Source organism: Acidovorax sp. Root219, assembly GCF_001428665.1.
Classification (GTDB): domain Bacteria; phylum Pseudomonadota; class Gammaproteobacteria; order Burkholderiales; family Burkholderiaceae_C; genus Acidovorax.
Window position 1 is genome coordinate 36,389 of record NZ_LMIJ01000030.1, and the last position, 21,130, is coordinate 57,518.

Here is a 21,130-nt window from a genome sequence, read left to right on the forward strand (position 1 = left end):
CCTTGCCGTTCGTACCCGGGCCCCGCCGTCTTCAACACCAAAAACCACCTGGCAGAGGTCCCCCATGCAATCGATCCGTACCGCGCTCACCGGCGCCCTTCTCGTCCTGGCTGCAGGCACGTCCGCCCTGGCCGCCACCGACTACAACAAGCCCCCCGCAGGCGACGCCCAGTACCGGCAATGCCTGGGCTACGCCGCCAAGCTGTACGAGGGCGGCGACGAAAAGAGCCCCATCAAGGGCCAGACCAAGGCCCAGGCCTGGTGCACCTGCATGTGGAACGAGACGCCTGACGACTTCAAAGGCAACCTCGTGACCTTTGGCGAGACCCGCAAGGGCAAGGAGACGAACAAGCTCTGCGAGAAGCACTCCGACTGGAGCGAGTGAGCCGATTCGCCTTCAACCGGCTGAAGTAGGCTGAAGGCCAATGGCACGGGGGCACGCTGCGCGCAGCATCCCCCACCCAGCCAGCCGCCTTCGGGCGGCTTTTTCGTGGGCGCGGCCGGCGCGTGCCATCAGTCCGTGCGGCGCAGCGCCAGCGAGACCAGGCCGCACACCGCACTGAGCCCCGCTGCGGCCAGCAGGGCGGCTTGGTAGCCGGCCAGCTGCGCGGCCTGTGGTGCTGCTCCCTCGGCGCCCTGCGCCACGGCGCCCGCCAGCGTGGCCAGCGCGGCCACGCCGATGGCGCCGCCCAACTGGCGCGCCGTGTTGGCCAGGCCCGAGGCGAGCCCCGCATCCTGCACCGGCACGCCCGCCGTCACGGCATGCGTGGCCGCCAGGATCACCAGGCCCAGCCCGCCGCCCACCAGCAGTGTGGGGCCCAGCACCTGGGTGAGGAAGTGCGCCTCGGCGGGCATGGCCGCCAGCCACGCCAGGCCGGCGGCCGCCACCAGGGCGCCCCACAGCGGCAGGCGCGCCGCGCCTTGGCGGGCCAGGTGGGCGGCGAACAGCAGCCGTGCGGCCGCCAGTGCCACGCCCATGGGCAGCATGGCCAGGCCGGTCTCGCGCGCGCTGTAGCCGCCGCCATGCTGCAAGATGGCCGAGACCAGGAACACCGAGGCCGTGAGCGTGGCCCCCAGGCACAGCATGAGCACGTTGCCCACGCGCAGGTTGGGCAACGCAAAGATGGACAGGCGCACCAGCGGGCTGGCGCTGCGCGCCTCGATGGCCACGAACAGCGGCCACAGCACGGCTGCCGCCAGCAGGGCACCGAGCACGCCGGGCGAGGCCCAACCTTGCCCGGTGGACTGCGTGATGCCGTACACCAGCGCAGTGCTGGCCAGGGTGGAGACGAGCGCGCCGGGCAGGTCCAGCTGCGGGCGAGCACTGCGGGCCGGCGGGGCCAGCAGGCTGGTGGCCACACCGGCCATGAGCGCCAGGCCCACGGGCACATTGACGAACATCACCCAGCGCCAGCCGGCCGCGTCGGTAAGCACGCCGCCGACCACCACGCCGAAGGCGAAGCCCGCGGAGTTGAGCGCGGCCCACAGCGACAGGGCCCGCGTGCGCGCTGCCTTGTCGTGGTGGGTGGCGGCCATCACCAGCGTCATCGACGAGGTGGCGAGCACCGCCGCGCCCACCCCCTGCACAGCGCGCGCGGCCAGCAGCCACGGGGCGCTGGTGGCCAGGCCGGCGGCCAGGCTGGCCAGGGTGAAGAGGGCCAGCCCGGCCTGCAGCACCGGCCGGCGGCCATACAGGTCGCCGACCCGCGCGGCCAGCAGCATGCAGCCGCCAAAGGCCAGCAGGTAGGCGTCGATCACCCACTGCAGCGCTGCATGCGACAGGCCGAGGTCGCGCTCGATGGCGGGCAGCGCCACGTTGACGATAGAGCCGTCCATGACGACCATGAACGATGCGATGCAGGCCATGGCCACGACCAGCCAAGTCGGCAGGTGGGGGCGCAGCAGCGCGGGCGGGGAAGCGGCAAGGGGGACAGCGGACATCACAGGGCTCCAGTGGAATGAACGAAAGAAGCCCCAAGTCTCGACTGGCGCCGGCCGATGGTGATAACGTCATGGAGACTGAAAACAATGAAATCCGGCCATGACCATCCCGGCACCCTTGCCCATCCCCGGCTCCCACCCCACCGTGAATGCGGCGATGCGCGAGATGAGCGAGCGCGCCGATGGGCCGGCGCTGATCGCGGTGTGGGGCACGCACCAGCCCGAAAGCGATTTCCAGCTGGGCACGCGCGAGACGGGCTGGCACAGCCACCTGCGCGGCCAGCTCTTTTGCATCGAGAACGGGCTGATCCACGTGCGCACGGAGCAGGGCTCGTGGCTCATGCCGCCGCACCGCGCGGGGTGGATTCCCCCGGGGCAGGCGCACACGGCCAGCATCAGCGGCGTGACCAGCGCCTGGAACGTGGTCATCACGCCCGCTGCGGCGCGCGGCTTGCCAGAGGTGCCCTGCGTCTTCGGTGTGAGCGAGCTGATGCGCGCCCTGGTGCGCCGGGCCGTGGCCTGGCCCCACCAGGACGGACTGGATGCCGGCCAGCGCCGCATGGCCGCCGTGCTGCTCGACGAGATGAAGAGCGCGCCCCACGAGCCACTGCACCTGCCCATGCCGGCCGACCGGCGCCTGCTGCGCATCGCCAACGCCGTGCTGGCCAACCCTGGCGACGCGCGCACCCTGGAGCAGTGGGCCGACTGGGCCGGCCTGTCGCCGCGCACGCTCAGCCGGCTGTGCCAGGCGCAGCTCGGCTCCAGCTTTGCCCAGTGGCGTCAGCAGGCCGGGCTGGTGCATGCGCTGGAAGCCCTGGCGCGCGGGGAGTCGGTGGCCCAGGTGTCCGACGCGCTGGGCTATGCCACGCCGAGCAATTTCATCGCCATGTTCCGCCGCGCATTCGGCACGTCGCCCGCGCGCTACTTCGCGCAGCGGAGCGCGCGGGAAGCCGGGGAGGACTGAGCCCGTCCCCTCAGGCAGGCTCGTGTTCGGGCTCGCCTTCCTGGCGCTCACGCCCCGGCAGCACCAGGTTCAGCATAACGGCCACCAGCGCCCCGACGGTGATGCCCGAGCCGAACACTTCGCGCACGAAGGCCGGCATGCGCACCAGCAGGTCGGGCCGCACCGTGACCGCCAGGCCGCAGCCCAGCGAGACGGCGATGATCACGCTGTTGCGGCGTGAGGGCGCGCTGCTGGCGAGCATGCGGATGCCGGCCGAGACGATCATCGCGAACATCATCAGCCCCGCACCGCCGAGCACCGGCTGCGGAATGGTCACCACCAGCGCGCCCAGCACCGGGAAAAGGCCGGCCAGCAGCAGCATGACGCCCGTGAGCATCACCACATGCCGGCTGGCCACCCCCGTGAGCGAAACCACGCCCACGTTCTGCGCGAAGGTGGACAGCGGCGGGCTGGACATCACCGCCGCAAAAGCCGAGCCCACGCCGTCGCACAAGATGCCGCTGGCCAGGCGTTTGTTGGGGATGGGCGTCTGCGTGGCCGCGCCCAGCGCCATGAAGGTGCCCGTGGTCTCGACGATGGTGACCAAAAAGGCGATCGACATGGCGAGGATGCCCGCGACCGGAAAGGACATGCCGAAGTGCAGCGGCTGCGGTATGGCGAACACCGGCGCCTCGCGCACCTGGGTGAAGTCGATGAGCCCCAGCGCCAGGCACAGCACGTACCCGGTGGCGATGCCCAGCACCACGGCGCTGGCCGAGACAATGCCCTTGCCCCACTGCACGAAGCCGATCACCAGCGCCAGCACCAAGCCTGCGATGGCCAGGTTGCCGGCGGCGCCATAGTCGCTGGCGCCCACCCCGCCAGCGGCCCAGTCCACGGCCACGGGGGTGAGCGACAGGCCGATCATGGTGACCACCACGCTGGTCACGGTGTGCGGAAAGAACCGGCGGATCACCGGCATGAAGAAGCTGCCCACGATCATCACCAGCGAACCCAGCAGCGAGGAGCCCAGAATGCCGGCCACGCCATGCTCCAGGCCCACGCTGATGGCCGCACCGACGAAGGCGAAGCTGGTGCCCATCACACAGGGCAGGCGTATACCTACCGGCCCTACACCCCTGCATTGAATGATCGTGACGACGCCCGAGCCCAGCAGCGCGGCATTTACCAGCGCCACGATCTGGTCGGCCGGCAGCTTGAGCGCGCCGCCGATCACCAGCGGCACGGCGATGATGCCGCCCAGCGCCGCCAGCAGGTGCTGCAGCGACAGCAGCACCGCCGTGGCCAGCAGGGGTGGACGGTCTTCCACCTTGTAAAGCAGTTGTTGTTCCATTCTCTTTGTCTCCTTGTTCGCTCGGCCTTTTCGAAGGCACTTGTCGTCATGTGAGGGAATGCGATGGCGGGGGTGGGGATGGCGGGTCGGGGCTCCTAGCGTGCGGTGGCGGGCGGCATGCGCCCAGGGCGAACCTGGCCCGCCCCTGAAGGGGCAGCCGGGTGGTGGATGGATGGCGGGATCAGTGGCCTGCAGCGGCCTGCTCGAACAGCGTCTTTGCCAATGCGTTGTGCCGCCCCAGCACCACGGGCAGGTCGGCCGTGAGCAGGCGGCCGTGCTCGATCACCACGCGGCCGTTGATGACGCTGGTGTCGGCGTTGGCCGGCGTGCAGAACACCAGGGCCGCCACCGGGTCGTGGCCCGCACCGGCGAAGCCGACGGCGGACATGTCGAAGGCCACGAAGTCGGCCGACATGCCGGGCGCGAGCGCGCCGATGTCGTCGCGGTTGAGCACGCGGGCGCCGCCCAGGGTGGCGATCTCCAGCGCCTCGCGCGCGCCCATGGCCGCCGGGCCGTGGCCCACGCGCTGCAGCAGCAGGGCCTGGCGCGCCTCGCCCAGCATGTGGGCGCCGTCGTTCGACGCGCTGCCGTCCACCCCCAGGCCCACGGGCACGCCGGCATCGCGCATGCTGCGCACGGGCGCAATGCCCGAGGCCAGGCGCATGTTGGAGCAGGGGCAGTGCGCCACGCCTGTGCCAGTGCGCGCGAACAGGGCAATGCCCTCGGGGTCGAGCTTGACGCAGTGCGCATGCCACACGTCAGGGCCTACCCAGCCCAGGCTCTCGGCGTACTGCGCGGGGGTGAGGCCGAACTTCTCGCGCGAGAAGGCCACGTCGTTGTCGTTCTCGGCCAGGTGGGTGTGCAGCGACACGCCGTGGGCGCGCGCCAGCAAGGCCGATTCGCGCATCAGCTTGCGCGTCACCGAAAACGGCGAGCACGGCGCCAGCACCACGCGCAGCATGGCGTGGCGCGAGGCGTCGTGGTACTGCTGTATGAGGCGCAGGCTGTCGCGCAGGATGGCCTCTTCCTCCTCCACCACCGCGTCGGGCGGCAGGCCGCCCTTGCTCTTCCCCAGGCTCATGGAGCCACGCGCGGCATGAAAGCGCATGCCCATCTGCTGCGCGGCGGCGATGGCGTCGTCCAGCCGCGCACCGTTGGGGTACAGGTACAGGTGGTCGCTGGTGGTGGTGCAGCCCGACAGCATGAGCTCGGCCATGGCCGTCTGGGTGGACACATGCACCATTTCGGGCGTGAGGTGCGACCACAGCATGTAGAGGTTGGTGAGCCACGAGAACAGCTCCGCATCCTGCGCCGCAGGCACGGCGCGCGTGAGGCTCTGGTACATGTGGTGGTGGGTGTTGACCAGGCCCGGCAACACCACGCGCCCGCGCATGTCGAGCACACGGGCCGTGCCCTCGTCGACCATGCGGCGGTAGTGCAGCGGCAGCTCGGCCGTGGGGCCCACCCACTGCACGGCGGGGCCATCGGCCACCAGGGCGCCACCTTGGATCTCGCGGCGTTGCGCGTCCATGGTGACGAGGACATCGGCGTTCAGGGCTATCAGGGTGGTCATGGGGCGGCTTCTCGTTTTTCGCAGATTAGATGGCGCCAGTCTAGGAACGGCGGTACATCCGCGATAGCGCCGAATTGCGCTTGGGGTGTCCACAAAATGTGGACACTCAGGGGGCTCCCCTGGCTACCTTGCCGTGGCGAAGAGCCGCGCCAGTGCGTCGCCGATGTTGGCCGCCATCAGCTCGGCCGCGGCGCTCAGTTGCCCCTTGGCGCGCGCCGCCAGCACCAGGGTCTGGCGCGCAAGGTGGGCATCGCGCAGCGGCACGAAGACCAGGGCGTTGCGGGCGCGCTCTTCCATCACGTCCAGCGGGTTGAGCAGGGCGATGCCCTCGCCCAGCGCCACCAGGCGCAGGATCAGCGCCATTGAGGTCGATTCGGCCACGGGCGTGACCTTGATGGCGTTGCGCTCGAAGGCCTCGTCGAGCAGGGTGCGGATGGTCAGCTGCGGCGCCGGCAGGATCAGCGCGTGGCCGATGCAGTCGCTGAGCAGCACCGAGGCCATGCGCGCCAGCGCATGTTTGGGTGGCACCACGGCACCGATGGGCCATTCGCTGGCCGACAGGGTGCGCAGGGCGGCTTTCAGCGACAGGTCATAGCCCAGGCCCAGTTCGGCATCGCCGCGCTCCACGGCGGCCGGTATTTCGGCCATCGGCAGGTCGATGATGCGCACCGCGATGCCGGGGTAGCGCTGGCGAAAATCGTGCACCAGCGAGGGCATCAACGAGCCGGCCAGGCCCGCCGTGGTGGCCACCGTGATCTCGCCCCGGCGCTCGTCCTTGAACTCGGCAATGCGCTCGCGCAGCGCGGCATGCTCGCGCAGGGTGCTGCGCACATGGGCCAGCACCATCTCGCCCAATGGCGTCAGGCGCAGCCGGTTGTGGATGCGGTCGAACAGAGGGGCACCCAGCTCCGCCTCCAGGTCGAGGATCTGCCGGTTGACCGCCGTGGGCGCCACGTGCAGGTGCTCGGCCGCCTTGCGGATGGAACCGCGGCGGACCACTTCGTCGAGGTAGCGGAGAACTCGGGCATGCATGGCGCGCAGGTTACCCGGTTTGCCGGGCGATGCTGCGTCCGGCACGGCTTCAAGCGGCTCACAAAACTCAGCGAAGCGGTTCTGGCTAGGCGTCGCGTCGCAGGCAGTACGGGTAGTACGACAAGACTCGGCAACGACGCCAGAAGAGTTTTTTGAGCCGCGCTCAGCGCTTGGCGGAGCGCAAGGTGCGGCTGAGCAATATCACCGGCACCAGCCCCACCGCTACCAGGGCCAGCGAGGGCAGCGCCGCCTCGCCCAGGCGCTCGTCGCGAGCCAGCTGGTAGGCCACCACGGCCAGGGTGTCGCTGTTGAAGGGGCGCAGCACCATGGTGGCGGGCAGCTCTTTCATCACGTCCACGAAGACCAGCAGCGCGGCGGCGGCGGTGGAGCGCTTGAGCAGGGGCCAGTGCACACGCGCCAGCAGGCCGGCGCTGCCCGTGCCCAGCATGCGCGCCGAGTCGTCCAGGCTTTGCGGAATGCGCGCATAGCCGCTTTGCATGGACTGCAGCGCCACGGCGCAAAAGCGCACCAGGTAGGCCCAGACGATGCCCACGGCCGTGGCCGTGACCAAGGCACCCACGCCCCACTGTGGCACGGCCGCCTGCAGCCAGCCCACGGGCAGCAGCAGGCCGACCACGATGACGGCGCCGGGCACGGCGTAGCCCAGGCTCACCAGCTGCACCACGCCGCGGGTCACGGCATCGGCGCTGCGGCGCACCGCAAAGGCCAGCGCCAACGCCACGATGACAGCCAGCACGGCGGTGATGGCGCCCAGGCGCACGCTGTTGCCGGCCCACTCGATGAAACGAGTCCAGGGCAGCACCGACCAGTCGGCCGCCAGCGGGCGCAGCATGAAGACCACGGGCGCGACAAAGCCCATGAGCACCGGCAGGCCGCACACGGCCCAGGCCAGCAGGCGGCGCCCGCCGCGCAGCGCCAGGGGCTGGGCCTCGGCCGAGCCGGCGCGGCCCAGGCCGCCGGCAAAGCGCATGCGCTTCTGTGCCCGCTGCTCCAGGTGCAGCAGGGCCATCACCACCACCAGCAGCATGGTGGCCAGCTGTGCGGCGGCCAGCCGGTTGTCCATGGACAGCCAGGCCTTGTAGATGCCGGTGGTGAAGGTCTGGATGCCGAAGTAGCTGGCCACGCCGAAGTCGGCCAGCGTCTCCATCAGCACCAGGGCCACGCCGGCGGCCACGGCCGGGCGCGCCAGCGGCAGGGCCACGGCGCGGATGCGCCGGGGCAGCGGTGCACCGAGCAGGCGCGCGGCCTCCATCAGGTGCGCGGCGCGCTCGCCCAGCGCCGTGCGCGCCAGCAGGTAGACATAGGGGTACAGCGAGAAGATGAACACCCAGACCGCGCCGCCCAGGCTGCGCACCTCGGGCAGCAGCCGGCCTTCGAGCCCGAAGGTGGCGCGCAACCCCACCTGCAGCGGGCCGCTGAACTGCAGGAAGTCGGTGTAGGCATAGGCCGTGACATAGGCCGGCATGGCCAGCGGCAGCAGCAGCAGCCACTCGAAGGTGCGCCGGCCGGGGAAATCGAACAGCGTCACGGCCGCCGCCGCCCCCGTGCCCACGATGGCCGCGCCCAGCGCCACCAGCACGCTCAGCCACAGCGTGGTCCACACATAGCCGGGCAGCACGGTGGCAGCCATCTCGCGCAGGATGGGGCCAGCCAGCGCATCGGTCTGCCCAAACGGCAGCCACGAGGCCAGCACCGCCAGCACGGGCAGGACCAGGATGCCGGCGAGCAGGACCAGGGGAAGGGTGTGGAGGAAGCGAAACGGTGTGCGGCGCAAGGCAAAAGGGCTCGGCAAAGGGGTCAGGGCACGCCGGCCCCGCGCCCGGGGCAGCAGGGAAGTTCGGAAATGCAAATGCGAATTTTAAGCATTCGAGCCCATCCACCTAAAATGGGGCCATGTTCCTAGAGGTCTCCCAACTTGAAGTGCGCTATGCAGGCCGCCCCCGCGCCGCCGTGCAGAACGTGTCCCTGGGCCTGCGCGCAGGCGATATCGGCGTGCTCATCGGCCCCTCGGGCTGCGGCAAGACGACCTTGCTGCGCGCCGTGGCGGGGCTCGAACCTGTCTTTGGCGGGCAGATCAGCCTGACGCAGCAGGTGGTCAGCAGCGCCAGCGTGAGCGTGCCGCCCGAGCAGCGGCGCATCGGCATGGTGTTCCAGGACTATGCGCTGTTTCCGCACCTGTCGGTGGGGCGCAACGTGGCCTTCGGCATCCACCACCTGCCGCGCGCCGCGCAGGCGGCGCGCGTGGCCGAGGTGCTGGCGCTGGTGGGGCTCGAAGGCAGCGAGCAGCGCTTTCCGCATGAATTGTCGGGCGGGCAGCAGCAGCGCGTGGCGCTGGCGCGCGCGCTGGCGCCGCGCCCGCAGCTGATGCTGCTGGACGAGCCGTTTTCGAACCTCGACGTGGACCTGCGCGAGCGCCTGGCGCACGAGGTGCGCGGCATCCTCAAGGCGGCGGGTGCCACGGCCCTGTTCGTCACGCACGACCAGTTGGAGGCCTTTGCCATTGGCGACGTGATCGGCGTCATGCACGAAGGCCGGCTGCACCAGTGGGACGATGCCTACACCCTGTACCACCGCCCGGCCACGCGCTTCGTGGCGGACTTCATCGGCCACGGCGTGTTCGCCCCCGCCACCCTGGTGCAGCGCGGCGACAACGTGGTGGCGCAGACGCCGGTGGGCGAGCTCACCGACCTGGCCGAATGCCCCCTGCCCGCCAGCTACCCCGGCGGCGAATGCGATGTGCTGCTGCGCGCCGATGACATCGTGCACGACGACGCATCCCCGGTGCAGGCGCAGATCGTGCGCAAGTCGTTCCGCGGCTCGGAGTTCCTGTACACCCTGCGCCTGGCCAGCGGCCAGAGCGTGCTGGCGCATGTGCCCAGCCACCACGACCATGCCGTGGGCGAGTGGATCGGCATACGCGCCGAAGCCGACCATGTGGTGACCTTTCCCCGCGAGGCCGAGGCCGGCACGGCCTGATAGGGGTTCGCAGGAGCAGGCGCCCCTTCACGCAAGCGTCACGGCGCCGTCATGCAAGGCGGCAAGAATCGGTGGCAATTCGCAGCATCACCGGTTCTTCCTGCATGTCATTTCTCGCCAGTCGCCTGGCCGCTGGCGCCTTCGTCCAGACGGCACGGCCCTTTTCCCTTGTGGACCCAGCCGGAGCCGGCGCATGAACGGCCCCGATTTCGAACGCTTTCAGGCCAACGCGCAGGACTGCGGCGTGTTGTTCTACTACGCCGGTGAGTTCACGCCTGCCGTGGTGGCCGCAGCGGCCGACTCGCTCAAGCAGCGCCTGGCCACCGAGGATGCCTCGGGCCCGGCCAAGCGCAAGCTGTTCTCCACCTTCGTGGAGATGGCGCACAACATCCTGCACTATGCGGTGCCGCCCGACGACGACGCGCAGACAACGGCAGCGGCTGATGTGCCCGCAGCGCCCGCCCCCAAGGGCGCCATCGGCGTGGGCAAGGACCTGCCTGCCGCCGCGCTGGAGGGCGATGGACCACCCCAGTACTGGATCGTCTGCAGCAACGCCGTGGACATCGCCCACGTGCCCCGGCTTACCGACAAGCTCGACGCCCTGCGCGCCATGAGCCTGGAGGAGATCAAGCAAAGCTACCGGGAGCAACTGCGCAACCCCGACCACAACACCACCGACACGCTGAGCAAGGGCGCCGGCCTGGGCCTGTTGACCATTGCGCGCGATGCCAGTGCGCCGCTGGAATACAGCTTTGCGCCCAGCCCCGATACCGAAGGGCGCACAGCGCTGTTCCACGTCAAAGCGCGGATTTGAGCGCGTCCGGCACGTCCTAATCGAGAAACCGCCCCGCGTGTTCGGGCGCGGGGAGCATGCAGGTCTCCGACCGCCCCCAGATGCGATAACGGTTGCGTGCCACCAGCCGGTACAGCGCATCGCGCAGCGGTGCCGGCACCAACCAGCCCACCCAGGCCAGCCGCCAGGGCCAGCCCAGCGCGTGCAGGATGCGCAGGATGGCGGCGGTGTGCTGCCAGGTGCGGCCACCGTCTTCCTTGTCCTCCACCACCAGCAGCGTCTGCAGGCCATCGACCTGAAGGCCCGCCTCGTGCAGCAGGCGCAGGCCCTCTTGCCCCTGGATGGAGGCAAAGCGGATGCGCCCCGCGCGGTCATGGCGCAACAGAAACTGCACCCAGCCATTGCACAACAGGCACTTGGCGTCGAAGACGACAATCATGGTGTCCGCGCGTCCAAGACGACGATCATGCGCACTTGGCGTCGGCAGGCACCTGCAGATGCCCCCGGTAGGCCACCACCCGGCCGATCCAGGGCACGGTGGCCTGCACGTCGAAGTGCAGTTGGTCATCGCCCTGCCCCGTCTCGCGCGCCACGATGGCGGGCTGCAGCCAGCGCGGGCAGGGGATGCCCAGAAAACGCATGCGCACCAGGCGCATCTCCAGCCGGCCGCCCTCGACCGCCGTGAGGCCAAAAAGCAGCCGCGCCGCACCCATGTGCTCCTCGACAAAGCCCGGCGCCTCGCGCAGGGTGGAGCGCATGGTGCGGGTGGGGAAGATGCGCGTCCAGACCTCGGCACCCGGCGTGGCATCGAGCTCGAAGCGGATGGCGCCCTGCCCCGCCTGCTGCGGCGCTCCAAGCCCCCAGGCCAGCACCCGGCCCAGCAGCGATGCGGGGGCCTGCACCTGCACCTGGCCATGCAGCACCTGCGCCCCCGCCAGGCGGTGAAAACGCGCCACCGGCGACGCCAGGCGGTCGAAGTCCACCCCCATCACACGCTGGTACAGCGTGGCGGGTGTGGCAGCAGGGGATGCGGTGGAGGTCATGGAGCGGTGCGTCAGGCAGAGATGGGCAAAAGCCAGCATGCGGCCAGTCTACCCGGGCCGTTGCAGCGGGCAAAAAAAGCGGGCCGTGGCCCGCACCTAAACCAGGTGAACGATCTCAGCCCTTGGGCTTGCGCTGCAAGCCTTCCAGGGCATTGAGGTCCACCTGCGAGAGCATGCCACGCAGGTCCTGCACGCCCACACGGTCGCCTTCGATGCCGACCACCAGTCCGTTCTTGAGCACGGTCTTGAACTCGGCGCGGCTGCCGTCCTTCTGGTAGCTCTGGTGCAGGGTGCGGCCGTTTTCCTGCCAGGTCTTTTCGGCGCTGCTCTGGTCTTCCTTCTCGCCCTGGCCCATGCCCATGGCCAGGGCCGCCATCTGGCCCAGACCGCCGATGTCGATGATCTCGATGCGCACGCGCTTGTCGCCGCTGCCGTAAGAGGCGCTGGCCTGGCTGGTGGGCAGGCCCAGGGCCGCGCCGTCCTGCACATCGAAGCCCGTGCGTGGCATGCCGCCGAGCTGCTCGGGCAGCGCGGCCTTGAGCGACTGGGCCGCCACGGCCTGCCCGCCCCCCATCATGCCGGCGGCTGCCGCCACGGCACCGCTGTTGGCCGCAGCAATGGCGGCGGGGTCCTGGCTCTTCTGGGCCTTTTCCATCTGGCGTGCAGCCTCTTCCATCTTCTTGCTGGCGGCTTCAAGGCCCGCAGTGTCGATGGTGACCTTGCCGCCGGGGGTGTTCACCGAGATCGCAGGGGCATCGGCACCGCTGAACATGGCGCCGCCACGGGGCATGAAGAGCGAACTCACGGCGCCGATGATGACGCCCACCACGATGCCCGCGACGATCACCACGGCCGTGTAGGCGATGGACTTTTCGGGGTTGCTGCGCATCAGCACCGGCAGGCCCAGGTAGACCAGGTAGATGGAGTACAGGGCTGCGACCAAGCCCAGCATGGCCAGGGCCGGCAGCAGGCTGAAGATGCCGCCCAGCAGGGCCGCCGTGCTGCCGTAGACCGCGACCTTGAGCGCCTGGATGGAATTCTTCTGCCCGCCAAAGGTGGGCGCCAGCGCATCGATGATGAGGCCCAGCACGAACACGCCCACCAGGCTCAGCACGTACGAGACCACCATGTTGATCAGGCCCGAGAAGATGGGCACCCGCATGGTGAAGCCAAAGCCGCCAAAGCCGATCAGCGACATGCCGATGAAACCACAGACCGCCGGGATGATCGCGAGGATCATCAGGTACTGGGTGTAGAGCCCCGCCACATCGGCCGGCTCGGACTCGATGGTGACCCAGGTCTCCTTGGGTTTGAGAAGAATGCTCTTGACGCGTTCGATCAGGTTCATGGCGGTGCCCTCCCGGCAGTGTGAATGGAGCCCTGCGCCCCCGACATGGGATGCAGGCCTGTTGTCAACTGGTGCGGACGATAAGGCAATTGGGAGCACTTGCACGCAGGTGCAAAAGCCCGTGGCGCCGCAAATGTGGAATATGCACGGTTTCGGGCGGGCAGGCTACTCCGGCTGTCGTGCAGCAGGCAACGTGAACGGGAAAGGTTGATGCCGGGATGCCCCCCCCGGCGGGTATGCGCTCAGCCCTGCACGGGCGGCGCGGCAACCGGCTCGCGCGGTGTCTCGGAGGGTGACTGGGAAGGCGGTGGCTCTGGCGTCTGGGCCGGGGTCAGGCTGGGCGCTGGCGCAGGGGTCTGCTGCGGCGTACTGCTGGTCGTGGGCACAGGGGGCTGGTACGGGGACGATGCTGGCATGGCCGGCCGTAGCCCGGGCACAATGGCGGGCGTGTTGACGCCCTGTGCCACGGCGGCCATGGAACTGAAGACCAGAACCATCCACACGCTGAGCTGTTGAATGAATCGCATAGCTGCTGCCTCCATCAAGGATAGAGGCCAGTATCGCGCGTGCCGCCTGGGCGCCAAGTCGGACAACTGCCCAATCGGCTGCCTAGCTTCGCCGCAACCGATCCACTACCCCCTGCAAATCCTGCGTAAACACCCGCCGATCCCGCCCCGCAGGCAGCTCCGGCTCGCCATAGTGCACCACGGCCTCGATGGCCGGGGCGCTCAGGGTGCGCCAGATGGAGCCGACCAGGGTTTCGTCGCCGATGTAGCTGGGGGCGAAGCTCAGGTCGCCGGTGGTGCGGTCGACGAAGCGCAGGCCCACGGGTTGCACGGGGGCGTTGGCGGCGATCGCGGCCTGGATGAGATTGGCGTGGAAGGGCAGGATGTCGCGCCCATCGCCGGTGGTGCCTTCAGGGAAGACGGCGAGCACCTCGCCGCGCTCGAGCGACTCCTGCATGGTGCGCACCATGCGCAGGGCGTCGCGGCGGGAGGCGCGCTCGATGTACAGGGTGCCGGCAGCAGTGGCCAGGCCGCCGATGACAGGCCAGGCCTTGACGTCGGACTTGGAAACGAAGCGGCAGTGGCGGGCCGCGTGCATCACGGGGATGTCGAGCCAGGAGATGTGGTTGGCCACCAGCATGACCGGGCCGGCCACGGGGGGCTGGCCCTGCAAGCGCAGCGAGATGCCGATCTTGGCCAGCAGCTCCATGGACCAGGCCTGCACACGGGCGTGCTGCTGGTCGGGCGAGAGCGCGGGAAAGCGCAGCGCCACGATGGCCAGGCCCTTGGCGATGTGGCCCAGCATGCGCAGAAGGCGCCACAGGGCGCGCAGGGCCTTCATCGCGCGGTTGTGAACAGCATGGTACCGACCGGACCGCTCAGCCGCCGCGGTCGAAGGCGACCTGCCCGCCGACCAGGGTGGTGCGCACACGACCCGGCAGCTCGTAGCCAAGGAAGGGGGTGTGCTTGCCCTGGCTGCGCAGTGCGTCGCCATGCACCGTCCACGCGGCGGCGGGGTCGAAGATGCACAGGTCGCCCACGCCGCCTTCGACGATCTGGCCCACGCTGGCCTGCAGCGTACCCAGGGCACTGCCCAGCACGCGGGCCGGGTCGGCCGTGACGGCCGAGAGGGCGCGGCGCAGGGGAATGCCGCTGTCTTGCGACCACTTGAAGGCCAGGCTCAGCAGCAGCTCCAGGCCGGTGGCGCCAGGCTCGGCCTCGGCGAATGGCAGGGTCTTGGCGTCTTCGTCCACGGGGGTGTGGTCGGACACCAGCACGTCGATGGTGCCGTCGGCCAGCGCGGCGCTGAGCGCGTCGCGGTCGCGCTGCTGGCGCAGCGGGGGCGACAGGCGGGCGCGGCTGTCGAAGAAGCCGATGTCCACGTCGGTGAGGTGCAGCGAGTTGATGCTGACGTCGGCCGTGACCTTCAGGCCATCGGCCTTGGCGCGGCGGATCAGCTCCACGCCGGCGGCACTGCTGATGCGGCACAGGTGCACGTGCGCACCGGTGCTGCGCTGCAGCTCGAAGATAGTGTGCAGGGCAATGGTCTCGGCCGCCACGGGCACGCCCGACAGGCCCAGGCGCGTGGCCAGCGGGCCGCTGGCGGCCACGCCCTTGCCCAGGTGCAGCTCTTGCGGGCGCAGCCACACGGTGTAGCCGAAGGTGGCGGCGTACTGCAGCGCGCGCTGCGTGACCTGGGTGCTGGCCAGCGGCACCTCGGCCTGGCTGAAGCCGACGCAGCCGGACTCGGTGAGTTCGGCCATTTCGGTCAGCACCTCGCCGGCCAGGTTGCGGGTGAGCGCGCCCAGGGGGAACAGGCGGCTTTGGTGCAGTTTTTCGGCGCGGAACTTGAGCATCTCCACCAGGCCGGGCTCGTCGAGCACAGGGTCGGTGTCGGGCGGGCAGACCAGGCTGGTCACGCCACCGGCCACGGCGGCGGCCATCTCGGATTCGAGCATGCCTTCGTGCTCATGGCCAGGCTCTCGCAGGCGCGCGGCCAGGTCCACCAGGCCGGGCAGCACGTAGCAGCCGGCGGCATCGATCACGCGGTTGGGCGCAAAGTCAGGCGGCACGCGGTTGATGCCAACGATGCGGCCTGCCGCCAGGGCGATGCTGCAGGTCTGGTCAAAACCGGATGCGGGGTCGATCACCCGACCGTTCTGGATCAGTATCTTCATGCTTCATTTCCTGCAACGATGGACATGACGGCCATGCGCACTGCAATGCCGAAGGTCACCTGCGGCAGGATCACGCTCTGCTGGCCGTCGACCACGGCAGAGTCGATCTCCACGCCGCGGTTGATGGGGCCGGGGTGCATGACGATGGCGTCGGGCTTGGCCAGCTGCAGCTTTTCCTGCGTGAGGCCGAAGCTCTTGAAATACTCCTGGCTCGATGGCAGCAGCGCGCCGCTCATGCGCTCGTTCTGCAGGCGCAGGGTGATGACCACGTCGGCGTCCTTGATGCCTTCTTCGAGGGTGTGGCACACGCGCACCCCCATCTGCGACATGTCGGACGGCACCAGGGTGCGCGGGCCCACCACGCGCACCTCGGCGCAGCCCAGGGTGGTCAGGCCGTGGATGTCGGAGCGCGCCACGCGCGAGTGCAGCACATCGCCCACGATGGCCACCGTGAGGTTGCTGAAGTCCTTCTTGTAATGGCGGATGGTGTACATGTCCAGCAGCCCTTGCGTGGGGTGGGCATGCCGGCCGTCGCCTGCGTTGATCACGTGCACGTGGGGGGCCACGTGCTGGGCGATGAGGTAGGGTGCACCCGATTCGCTGTGCCGCACCACGAACAGATCGGCCGCCATGGCCGAGAGGTTGGCGATGGTGTCGAGCAGCGATTCGCCCTTGCTGGCGGAGCTGCGCGCGATGTCGAGGTTGATCACGTCGGCCGACAGGCGCTTGGCCGCGATCTCGAAGGTGGTGCGTGTGCGCGTGCTGTTCTCGAAGAACAGGTTGAACACGCTCTTGCCGCGCAAGAGGGGCACCTTCTTGACCTCGCGGTCGTTGACGCTCACGAAGTTGGCGGCGGTGTCGAGGATGTGCGTGACGATGTCGCGCGGCAGGCCTTCAATGGACAGCAGGTGGACGAGTTCGCCGTGGCCGTTGAGTTGGGGGTTGCGCTTGTGCAGCACGGTCAGGCCTCTTGGACGGGATGGACTTGGAATTGGAAGACACCCTGCTCGTCGCGCGCCAAGGCCAGCGATTGGGTGGCCGGCAGCGCCACGCGGGCGGCGGCAAACTCGGCATGCACCGGCAGCTCGCGCCCGCCGCGGTCGACCAGCACGGCCAGGCGCACACTGGCGGGGCGGCCGTAGTCGAACAGCTCGTTGAGCACGGCGCGGATGGTGCGGCCGGTGTACAGCACGTCGTCGAGCACGATGATGTCGGCGCCGTTGACGTCGAAGGGCAGTGTGGTCTGCGCGCCGGCCGACAGGCCGCGCTGGGCAAAATCGTCGCGATGCATCACCGACGAGAGCACGCCGGGGGCGCCTTCGAGGCCCAGGTCTTTCTGCAGGCGCTCGGCCAGCCAGGCGCCGCCCGAGGCGATGCCCGCCAGGCGCGTGCTGCCGGGGCTCATCATGCTGCGCACGCCGCGCAGCAGCTCGCGGTACAAGGCCTCGGCGTCGAGCACCAAGCTGCCGCCGGATGCGGCAGGTGCGCCCGATGAGGGGGTCGTCGTCGTCATGGAAGATTCCTCAAAAACTGTTCCAGGATGATGCAGGCAGAGGCGGCATCGGCATCCTTGGCGCCGCCGGCAAGGGCTTCGGTGGTGCTATAGCGCTCGTCCACCTCGAACACCTGCAAGCCAAAGCGGCCGCGCAGCTGGCGCCCGAACTTGAGGGCACGCTCGGTGTTATCGTGGCTGGCGCCGTCGGGGTGGAAGGGCACGCCGATCACCAGGGCGTCGGGCTGCCACTCCTTGATGCGCTGGGCCACCTGCACAAAGCGGGCGTCGCCCTCGGCCTTGATGGTCTCTTGCGGGCTGGCGCTGCGCAGCAGGCGGTTGCCAGTGGCCACGCCCGTGCGCTTGAGGCCAAAATCGAAAGCTAGAAAGGTCTGGAAATGCGCAGGCACGGCCGGCTGGGCGGGCAAGCCGGTCATGCGTGCCCCGCCTCGGGCGAGAGCATCCAGGCCTGCAGGCCCAGCAGGGCCAGTGCACGGTCGTAACGCTCGGCCACGGGGGTATCGAAAATCACCGACAGGTCGGCCGCCACGGTGAGCCAGGCGTTTTCGCCCAATTCGGACTCGAGCTGCCCTTCTCCCCAGGACGAATAGCCCAGGGTGATGAGCACCCGGCGCGGGCCTGCGCCCGTGGACAGGGCTTCGAGCACGTCCTTGGAGGTGGTCATCTCCAGGCCGCCGGGAATGGTCATGGTGGAGGCGTAGGCCGATTCGTCGGTCTCTGCCCGGTCCATGAGCATGGGTTCGTGCAGCACGAAGCCGCGCTCGGTCTGCACCGGGCCGCCGGAGAAGACGGGCGCCGTGCGCAGGTCTTCCCGGCGCAGGGACAGGTCGACCTTGTCGAACAGGCCCTTGAGGGTGATGTCGGTGGGCTTGTTGATGATGAGCCCCAGCGCGCCACGCTCGCTGTGCTCGCACAGGTAGACCACACTGCGCGCGAAAGACTCATCCTCCAGACCGGGCATCGCGATCAGGAAGTGATGCGTCAGGTTGATGGGCGCAGAATCGATAGACATATGTGCCAATTTTAACGGTGAACATGGAGCCCTCTTATTCCACCGGACTCGTCTGGTTCCGCCGCGACCTGCGAGCGACCGATCACGCCGCCCTCTACCACGCCCTGACCGCATGCCAGAAGGTGCACTGCGCCTTCGTTTTCGACACGGAAATCCTCGACCCCCTGCCCAGAAAGGACCGGCGCGTGGAGTTCATCCGCGAGTCGCTGGTGGAGCTGGACGAACACCTGCGCACCCTGTCGGGCCACTCCAGCGGGGGACTGATCGTGCTGCACGCGGTGGCCAGCGATGCCCTGCCCGCCCTGGCCGAGGAACTGAAGGTGGATGCCGTCTACACCAACCACGATGACGAGCCCCAGGCCCTGGCACGCGACAGCCGGGTGCGCACCCGGCTGGCGGCGGCCGGGCGGGCGTTTCACACCTACAAGGACCACACGCTGTTCGAGCGCAGCGAGGTGCTCACCCAGACCGGCAAGCCCTACAGCGTGTTCACGCCCTACAAGAACGCCTGGCTCCGCAAGATCGACGCCTTCTACCTGAAGAGCTACCCCGTGGAACGCCATGCGGGCCGCCTGGCACCCCGGCCCGAGGCACACCGCAGGGCGGTACCCGGTTTGCAGGCCCTGGGATTCGAGCCGGCAGGGCTGTCGCAACTGGCCCTGCCTGCGGGGGCCAGCGGCGCGCAGCGCCTGTTCGAGGATTTTCGCCAGCGCGTCGCGCGCTATGAGGACACACGCAACTTTCCGGCCGTCAAGGGGCCGAGCTACCTGAGCGTGCACCTGCGCTTTGGCACCATCTCCCCGCGCCTGCTGGCCCGCACGGCCCATGCGCTGATGGTGCAGGGCAACCAGGGCGCCGCGACGTGGCTCAGCGAGCTGATCTGGCGCGACTTCTACCACCAGATCCTGGCGCACCACCCGCAGGTGGTGGAGCACAGCTTCAAGCCGGCCTATGACGCTATTCGCTGGGAGAGCGGCCCGGAGGCCAAAGAACTTTTTGCCGCATGGTGCGAGGGCCGCACCGGCTACCCGCTGGTGGATGCGGCCATGGCCCAGATCAACCAGACGGGCTACATGCACAACCGCCTGCGCATGGTGGTGGCCAGCTTTCTGGTGAAGGACCTGGGCATCGACTGGCGCTGGGGCGAGGGCTACTTTGCCACCCACCTCAACGACTTCGACCTGGCGGCCAACAACGGCGGCTGGCAGTGGGCCAGTTCCAGCGGCTGCGATGCACAGCCCTATTTCCGCATCTTCAACCCGGTGAGCCAGAGCGAGAAGTTCGACGCCAAGGGCCAGTTCATCCGCAAGTACCTGCCGCAGCTGGCCGGCCTGCCCGATGCGGCCCTGCACGCGCCGTGGGCAGCCAAGCCGCTGGAGCTGCAGGCAGCCGGGGTGGTGCTGGGCAGCACCTACCCGCACCCCATCGTGGACCACGACGAGGCGCGCAAGCGCACGCTGCAACGGTATGCCGTGGTGAAGGCTGCGGCGGACTGAGAATCATCGCCAACCTTAAAGAGTGGGGTGAGCCAGAAGGCTATCCACCTGGCGTAAACCACCAAAACTGGCGCTGCCCAGGCCAGTGCCCCCGTGCAAGGGCCGCCCCGCCGCACTGGGGGCGTCCCCCTGGGGGGCTGAGTGCCGCGGCTCCAAGCCTGCCTGCGCAGGCTTGGACGGCAACGAAGAGCGTCCGCCTCTTTCGGGCGCACTGAGGCGCGAGGCGACTCAGGGGGTATCAAAACCTCGAGTCGCGCGGCTTCTCGGCCATCTGCATGCCGCCATCGTCGATGGCCAGTGAATTGCCAGATGCCAGGCGCAGGCGCAGGGTGACATCGGTGCGGTTGTCGGCATTGGCCACGGCCTCGGCCGGAGTGATGGAGCCGGCCTCCACCAGGGCCAGCAGCGATTGGTCGAAGCTGCCCATGCCCTGCTCGGTGCCGCGGATGATGGCGGTCTTGAGCTCGTCGACCTGGCCCTTCTGGATCAGGTCGGCCACATAGGGCGTGAGCAGCATGACCTCGGTGGCAGGCACCAGGGTGCCCTTGACGCTCTTGATCAGGCGCTGCGCGACGACGGCCTTCAGGCTCAGCGACAGATCCATCAGCAGCTGCTGGTGGGCCGTCTCGGGAAAGAAGTTCAAGATGCGCTGCACCGACTGGCTGGCGTTGTGCGCATGCAGGGTGGACACGCACAGGTGGCCCGACTGGGCGTAATGCAGCGCATGCTGCATGGTGGCGCGGTCGCGGATCTCGCCGATCAGGATCACGCTGGGTGCCTCGCGCATGGCGCGGCGCAGGGCCTCGTCGTACGACAGCGTATCGAGCCCCACTTCGCGCTGGGTGACCAGGGACTTCTTGTGGTTGTGCAGGTACTCGATGGGGTCCTCGATGGTGAGGATGTGCCCGTTGGCGTGCTCGTTGCGGTGGTCCAGCATGGCCGCCAGCGTGGTGGTCTTGCCCGAACCGGCGGCCCCCACGGTCAGGATCAGCCCGCCGTTCAGGAACGCCAGCTGCTTGAGCACGGGTGGCAGGCCCAGTTGGTCAAGCTGCGGAATGTTCGACACCACATGCCGCACCACGATGCCGACCTGGCCGCGCTGCATGTGGATGTTGAAGCGAAAGCGCTCGCCGTCCGGCGTGGTGTACGAGAGGTCGCACTCCATGGTGGCTTCGAACTCCTCGCGCTGCGCCTTGCGCATCACCGAGTAGGCCATCATGCGGATATCGTCGGCGCCCAGCACCTGGCGCGAGATGGGCACGTAAAGCCCCTGGCGCTTGACTGTAGGCGAGGCGCCCGCGAGCAGAAACAGGTCGGACGCGCCTTCGCGCGCCACCAGGCCCAGGCAGGCCAGCAGCCGGCTGTCGCCGGCAGGTGAAGTCGACTCCATCGGTACCTCTGA

At 69.1% G+C, this 21,130-nt stretch carries 21 protein-coding genes; 5 read left to right on the forward strand and 16 right to left on the reverse strand.

Annotated elements, in window-relative coordinates:
• Positions 1 to 64 precede the first annotated feature (64 nt).
• Positions 65 to 385 carry a hypothetical protein gene (locus ASE28_RS25465; protein WP_057201766.1) on the forward strand — a complete coding sequence of 107 codons (321 nt, stop codon included), beginning with the start codon at positions 65 to 67 and terminating at the stop codon, positions 383 to 385.
• A gap of 128 nt (positions 386 to 513) precedes the next feature.
• On the opposite strand, the gene ASE28_RS25470 is transcribed toward ASE28_RS25465, so the two are convergent.
• Positions 514 to 1,941: an MFS transporter gene (locus tag ASE28_RS25470; RefSeq protein WP_057269003.1), complete on the reverse strand. Its 1,428-nt coding sequence runs from the start codon at positions 1,939 to 1,941 to the stop codon at positions 514 to 516.
• Between the two features lie 157 nt (positions 1,942 to 2,098).
• Between ASE28_RS25470 and ASE28_RS25475 the strand changes: the two genes are divergently transcribed.
• Positions 2,099 to 2,905, forward strand: a complete 807-nt coding sequence (locus ASE28_RS25475; protein WP_157422133.1) for a helix-turn-helix domain-containing protein — start codon at positions 2,099 to 2,101, stop codon at positions 2,903 to 2,905.
• A 10-nt stretch (positions 2,906 to 2,915) separates the two neighbouring features.
• Here ASE28_RS25475 and ASE28_RS25480 read toward each other — a convergent pair whose 3' ends face one another.
• The 4 genes from ASE28_RS25480 to ASE28_RS25495 all read right to left on the reverse strand — a co-directional run bounded on the left by ASE28_RS25480 (position 2,916) and on the right by ASE28_RS25495 (position 8,638).
• Positions 2,916 to 4,238: a uracil-xanthine permease family protein gene (locus ASE28_RS25480; RefSeq protein ID WP_057269004.1), complete on the reverse strand. Its 1,323-nt coding sequence runs from the start codon at positions 4,236 to 4,238 to the stop codon at positions 2,916 to 2,918.
• Positions 4,239 to 4,419: 181 nt separating this feature from the next.
• Positions 4,420 to 5,811, reverse strand: coding sequence for an 8-oxoguanine deaminase (locus ASE28_RS25485; RefSeq protein ID WP_057269005.1), 1,392 nt, complete (start codon positions 5,809 to 5,811; stop codon positions 4,420 to 4,422).
• Between the two features lie 123 nt (positions 5,812 to 5,934).
• Positions 5,935 to 6,843, reverse strand: a complete 909-nt coding sequence (locus ASE28_RS25490) for a LysR family transcriptional regulator (RefSeq protein ID WP_057269177.1) — start codon at positions 6,841 to 6,843, stop codon at positions 5,935 to 5,937.
• A gap of 163 nt (positions 6,844 to 7,006) precedes the next feature.
• Positions 7,007 to 8,638, reverse strand: a complete 1,632-nt coding sequence (locus tag ASE28_RS25495) for an iron ABC transporter permease (RefSeq protein ID WP_057269006.1) — start codon at positions 8,636 to 8,638, stop codon at positions 7,007 to 7,009.
• A gap of 119 nt (positions 8,639 to 8,757) precedes the next feature.
• Here ASE28_RS25495 and ASE28_RS25500 point away from each other — a divergent pair, with 119 nt between their 5' ends.
• Together ASE28_RS25500 and ASE28_RS25505 are read left to right on the forward strand one after the other, a co-directional pair.
• A complete protein-coding gene (locus ASE28_RS25500) occupies positions 8,758 to 9,840 on the forward strand; it encodes an ABC transporter ATP-binding protein (RefSeq protein WP_057269007.1) in 1,083 nt (360 codons plus the stop codon).
• Positions 9,841 to 10,033: 193 nt separating this feature from the next.
• Positions 10,034 to 10,654 (forward strand): DUF6272 family protein, encoded by a 621-nt coding sequence (locus tag ASE28_RS25505; protein WP_057269008.1) that lies wholly within the window; start codon positions 10,034 to 10,036, stop codon positions 10,652 to 10,654.
• A gap of 16 nt (positions 10,655 to 10,670) precedes the next feature.
• Here the strand turns inward: ASE28_RS25505 and ASE28_RS25510 are convergent, their stop codons facing one another.
• The 10 genes from ASE28_RS25510 to ASE28_RS25550 form a co-directional block, all read right to left on the reverse strand.
• Positions 10,671 to 11,072, reverse strand: a complete 402-nt coding sequence (locus ASE28_RS25510; protein ID WP_057201760.1) for a thiol-disulfide oxidoreductase DCC family protein — start codon at positions 11,070 to 11,072, stop codon at positions 10,671 to 10,673.
• 25 nt (positions 11,073 to 11,097) lie between these two features.
• Positions 11,098 to 11,676 (reverse strand): DUF4166 domain-containing protein, encoded by a 579-nt coding sequence (locus ASE28_RS25515; protein ID WP_057269178.1) that lies wholly within the window; start codon positions 11,674 to 11,676, stop codon positions 11,098 to 11,100.
• Positions 11,677 to 11,791: 115 nt separating this feature from the next.
• Entirely contained in the window at positions 11,792 to 13,024 is a 1,233-nt protein-coding gene (locus ASE28_RS25520) for a Yip1 family protein (protein WP_057269009.1), read from the reverse strand.
• Between the two features lie 242 nt (positions 13,025 to 13,266).
• Positions 13,267 to 13,551, reverse strand: coding sequence for a hypothetical protein (locus ASE28_RS32325; protein WP_157422129.1), 285 nt, complete (start codon positions 13,549 to 13,551; stop codon positions 13,267 to 13,269).
• A gap of 82 nt (positions 13,552 to 13,633) precedes the next feature.
• Positions 13,634 to 14,371, reverse strand: coding sequence for a 1-acyl-sn-glycerol-3-phosphate acyltransferase (locus ASE28_RS25525; RefSeq protein ID WP_057269010.1), 738 nt, complete (start codon positions 14,369 to 14,371; stop codon positions 13,634 to 13,636).
• A 37-nt stretch (positions 14,372 to 14,408) separates the two neighbouring features.
• On the reverse strand, positions 14,409 to 15,707 hold the full coding sequence (locus tag ASE28_RS25530; RefSeq protein WP_057269011.1) for a dihydroorotase: 1,299 nt from the start codon (positions 15,705 to 15,707) through the stop codon (positions 14,409 to 14,411).
• On the reverse strand, positions 15,704 to 16,666 hold the full coding sequence (locus ASE28_RS25535) for an aspartate carbamoyltransferase catalytic subunit (protein ID WP_057201754.1): 963 nt from the start codon (positions 16,664 to 16,666) through the stop codon (positions 15,704 to 15,706). Before ASE28_RS25535 ends, ASE28_RS25530 begins: the two co-directional genes overlap by 4 nt.
• Positions 16,667 to 16,668: 2 nt before the next feature.
• Positions 16,669 to 17,220 (reverse strand): bifunctional pyr operon transcriptional regulator/uracil phosphoribosyltransferase PyrR, encoded by a 552-nt coding sequence (pyrR, locus tag ASE28_RS25540; protein ID WP_057201753.1) that lies wholly within the window; start codon positions 17,218 to 17,220, stop codon positions 16,669 to 16,671.
• A complete protein-coding gene (ruvX, locus tag ASE28_RS25545) occupies positions 17,217 to 17,636 on the reverse strand; it encodes a Holliday junction resolvase RuvX (RefSeq protein ID WP_057269012.1) in 420 nt (139 codons plus the stop codon). The genes pyrR and ruvX overlap by 4 nt, the downstream gene beginning before the upstream one ends.
• Positions 17,633 to 18,232, reverse strand: a complete 600-nt coding sequence (locus ASE28_RS25550) for a YqgE/AlgH family protein (protein ID WP_057201751.1) — start codon at positions 18,230 to 18,232, stop codon at positions 17,633 to 17,635. Before ASE28_RS25550 ends, ruvX begins: the two co-directional genes overlap by 4 nt.
• Positions 18,233 to 18,255: 23 nt before the next feature.
• Between ASE28_RS25550 and ASE28_RS25555 the strand changes: the two genes are divergently transcribed.
• Positions 18,256 to 19,728 carry a deoxyribodipyrimidine photo-lyase gene (locus ASE28_RS25555; RefSeq protein ID WP_057269013.1) on the forward strand — a complete coding sequence of 491 codons (1,473 nt, stop codon included), beginning with the start codon at positions 18,256 to 18,258 and terminating at the stop codon, positions 19,726 to 19,728.
• Positions 19,729 to 19,966: 238 nt separating this feature from the next.
• Here the strand turns inward: ASE28_RS25555 and ASE28_RS25560 are convergent, their stop codons facing one another.
• Complete coding sequence (locus tag ASE28_RS25560; RefSeq protein WP_057201749.1) at positions 19,967 to 21,118, reverse strand: PilT/PilU family type 4a pilus ATPase; 1,152 nt, start codon at positions 21,116 to 21,118, stop codon at positions 19,967 to 19,969.
• Positions 21,119 to 21,130: the final 12 nt, after the last annotated feature.

Excerpts from the sequence above, each read along its gene's own strand:
- ASE28_RS25510 (WP_057201760.1), bottom strand. The coding sequence starts at position 11,072 with ATGATTGTCGTCTTCGACGCCAAGTGCCTGTTGTGCAATGGCTGGGTG.
- ASE28_RS25470 (WP_057269003.1), bottom strand. The coding sequence starts at position 1,941 with ATGTCCGCTGTCCCCCTTGCCGCTTCCCCGCCCGCGCTGCTGCGCCCC.
- ASE28_RS25555 (WP_057269013.1), top strand. The coding sequence starts at position 18,256 with ATGGAGCCCTCTTATTCCACCGGACTCGTCTGGTTCCGCCGCGACCTG.
- ASE28_RS25465 (WP_057201766.1), top strand. The coding sequence starts at position 65 with ATGCAATCGATCCGTACCGCGCTCACCGGCGCCCTTCTCGTCCTGGCT.
- ASE28_RS25560 (WP_057201749.1), bottom strand. The coding sequence starts at position 21,118 with ATGGAGTCGACTTCACCTGCCGGCGACAGCCGGCTGCTGGCCTGCCTG.
- ASE28_RS25500 (WP_057269007.1), top strand. The coding sequence starts at position 8,758 with ATGTTCCTAGAGGTCTCCCAACTTGAAGTGCGCTATGCAGGCCGCCCC.
- ASE28_RS25490 (WP_057269177.1), bottom strand. The coding sequence starts at position 6,843 with ATGCATGCCCGAGTTCTCCGCTACCTCGACGAAGTGGTCCGCCGCGGT.
- ASE28_RS25520 (WP_057269009.1), bottom strand. The coding sequence starts at position 13,024 with ATGAACCTGATCGAACGCGTCAAGAGCATTCTTCTCAAACCCAAGGAG.
- ASE28_RS25550 (WP_057201751.1), bottom strand. The coding sequence starts at position 18,232 with ATGTCTATCGATTCTGCGCCCATCAACCTGACGCATCACTTCCTGATC.
- ASE28_RS25515 (WP_057269178.1), bottom strand. The coding sequence starts at position 11,676 with ATGACCTCCACCGCATCCCCTGCTGCCACACCCGCCACGCTGTACCAG.
- ruvX (WP_057269012.1), bottom strand. The coding sequence starts at position 17,636 with ATGACCGGCTTGCCCGCCCAGCCGGCCGTGCCTGCGCATTTCCAGACC.
- ASE28_RS25475 (WP_157422133.1), top strand. The coding sequence starts at position 2,099 with ATGCGCGAGATGAGCGAGCGCGCCGATGGGCCGGCGCTGATCGCGGTG.
- ASE28_RS32325 (WP_157422129.1), bottom strand. The coding sequence starts at position 13,551 with ATGCGATTCATTCAACAGCTCAGCGTGTGGATGGTTCTGGTCTTCAGT.
- pyrR (WP_057201753.1), bottom strand. The coding sequence starts at position 17,220 with ATGACGACGACGACCCCCTCATCGGGCGCACCTGCCGCATCCGGCGGC.
- ASE28_RS25505 (WP_057269008.1), top strand. The coding sequence starts at position 10,034 with ATGAACGGCCCCGATTTCGAACGCTTTCAGGCCAACGCGCAGGACTGC.
- ASE28_RS25530 (WP_057269011.1), bottom strand. The coding sequence starts at position 15,707 with ATGAAGATACTGATCCAGAACGGTCGGGTGATCGACCCCGCATCCGGT.
- ASE28_RS25485 (WP_057269005.1), bottom strand. The coding sequence starts at position 5,811 with ATGACCACCCTGATAGCCCTGAACGCCGATGTCCTCGTCACCATGGAC.
- ASE28_RS25480 (WP_057269004.1), bottom strand. The coding sequence starts at position 4,238 with ATGGAACAACAACTGCTTTACAAGGTGGAAGACCGTCCACCCCTGCTG.
- ASE28_RS25525 (WP_057269010.1), bottom strand. The coding sequence starts at position 14,371 with ATGAAGGCCCTGCGCGCCCTGTGGCGCCTTCTGCGCATGCTGGGCCAC.